Genomic DNA, 2,375 nt, shown 5'->3' with positions numbered 1-2,375 from the left:
GTCGCGGCCCGCGCAAGCTGCCCTGACAAACTTTTCCCTGAGCGTGTCGCCCGGTGAAACGGTGGCCATCGTGGGACCCAGCGGCGCAGGCAAGAGCACGGTGTTCCAGCTGCTGCTGCGGTTTTATGACCCGGCCTCGGGCCGCATCGAACTGGATGGCGTGCGCACAGCCGACATGGCGCTGCACGATTTGCGGCAGCGCGTCGGCATCGTGCCGCAGGACGCCGTCATCTTCTCGACCAGCGCGCTGGAGAACATCCGCTACGGCAAACCTGAAGCCACTGATGAAGAGACCCGTGCAGCGGCCAGGGCGGCCTTCGCGCATGAGTTCATTACCGCCCTGCCCGAAGGCTACGACACCTTTCTCGGGGAGCGCGGTGTGCGGCTTTCCGGTGGCCAGCGCCAGCGTATTGCGATCGCGAGGGCGATGCTGAAAAACGCTCCGCTGCTGCTGCTGGATGAAGCCACCAGCGCGCTGGATGCCGAAAGCGAACGCATGGTGCAGGCGGCCCTGGAGTCGGCCATGAAGGACCGCACGACGCTGGTGATTGCGCACCGGCTGGCCACTGTGCAGCAGGCTGACCGCATCCTGGTGCTGGACCATGGGCGGCTGGTGGAGCAAGGCACGCATGCCGAGCTGGTAAACCGCGGGGGCGTTTATGCGCGGCTGGCGGCGCTGCAGTTCACGGTGTGACGACGCGGGTTGCGCAGCTTCAGCAGCCATCAAAAATCAGCGATATGCATTATTTGCATAGATATTGGTGAACAATGCCTTGGACTATTTAGGCCGAGGCTTTTAAGCTCCGTCCATTGATTCTTCCCGCAGACTTTCCCGCAAGAAATCCCACAAGGAGCTTTTTCAATGTCACACGCAGCCTCTTCTGTTCCCACCCCCGCCGGGTCTCACCCGCTTCCGTCTTACCTGCAGGCGGACAACCTGGGCCCCTGGGGCAACTACCTGCAGCAGGTAGACCGCGTCATTCCGCACCTGGGCAGCCTGGCGCGCTGGGCTGAAACCCTCAAGCGGCCCAAGCGTGTGCTGATCGTGGACGTGCCGATTCACATGGACGACGGCACCGTGGCGCACTTTGAAGGCTACCGTGTGCAGCACAACGTTTCGCGCGGTCCCGGCAAGGGCGGTGTGCGTTTCCACCAGGACGTCACGCTGTCTGAAGTGATGGCGCTGTCGGCCTGGATGTCGGTCAAGAACGCGGCGGTGAACGTGCCGTACGGCGGTGCCAAAGGCGGTATCCGCGTCGACCCGAAAAAGCTTTCGCGTGGCGAGCTTGAGCGCATGACGCGCCGTTACACCAGCGAAATCGGCATCATCATCGGCCCCAACAAGGACATCCCCGCGCCGGACGTCAACACCAACGACCAGATCATGGCGTGGATGATGGACACCTACTCGATGAACACCGGCTCCACCTCAACCGGCGTCGTCACGGGCAAGCCGGTCGACCTGGGCGGCTCGCTGGGCCGGCGTGAAGCCACGGGGCGCGGCGTGTTCACCGTGGGCACCGAAGCGGCCAAGCACATTGGCCTTGATATCAGTACCGCACGGGTCGCCGTGCAAGGCTTTGGCAATGTGGGCGGTGTGGCGGGCAAGCTGTTTGCCGAAACCGGCGCACGTGTGGTCGCGGTGCAAGACCATGGCGGCACGATTTACCGTGAAGCCGGCCTCGATGTGCCGGCGCTGCTGCGTCATGTGGAAGYCAATGGCAGTGTGGCCGGATTCACCGAAGCCGAAGTCATTGCCAATGACGCGTTCTGGGACGTGGAGTGCGACATCCTGATTCCGGCCGCACTTGAGCAGCAAATCACTGCCGCCAATGCCGGCCGCATCAAGGCGCGCATGATCATTGAAGGCGCGAACGGCCCGACGACACCTGCCGCCGACGACATCCTGCATGACCGCAACGTGCTGGTGCTGCCGGACGTGATCGCCAATGCCGGCGGCGTGACCGTCAGCTACTTTGAATGGGTGCAGGATTTTTCCAGCTTCTTCTGGGACGAAGAAGAAATCAACAAGCGCCTGGTGAAAATCATGAAAGACGCCTTTGCCGGTGTTTGGGCCGTGGCGCAAGACCAGAAGGTCAGCCTGCGTACCGCCACCTTCATCGTGGCCTGCAAGCGAATCCTGCACACGCGCGAGTTGCGCGGCCTGTACCCCTGAGTTACTGGGTCAGCGCCGGGACCTGCGCGTCAACGACCTGGACAACCTTTCAAGCAGGGGCCGCAGAACCGGCTTTGCCGGGCTGCAGGCGCAGCACCCCCTCGGGGGGCAGCGCATTACACGAAGTGAAAAGCGTGGGGGCTCTATTTCTCCGCGGGACTGGCTTCGCCAGACCGCAGGCGCAGCGGCCCCCTAGGGG

General features: G+C 63.2%; 2 protein-coding genes. Both read left to right on the top strand.

The genetic code is table 11. From position 1 onward, the window contains the following. A partial coding sequence (locus AC1DWI_RS20080) for an ABC transporter ATP-binding protein (protein ID WP_477725564.1) occupies positions 1 to 694 on the top strand: 694 nt, incomplete at its 5' end. Between the two features lie 168 nt (positions 695 to 862). After that, the gene (locus AC1DWI_RS20075; RefSeq protein WP_477725563.1) at positions 863 to 2,176 is read left to right on the top strand and encodes a Glu/Leu/Phe/Val family dehydrogenase; all 1,314 of its coding nucleotides are present in this window, start codon (positions 863 to 865) and stop codon (positions 2,174 to 2,176) included. Positions 2,177 to 2,375 lie beyond the last annotated feature (199 nt).

The sequence above is a fragment of the Polaromonas sp. P3_C2 genome (assembly GCF_056402675.1).
This window is presented reverse-complemented; position numbering and strand designations above follow the sequence as displayed.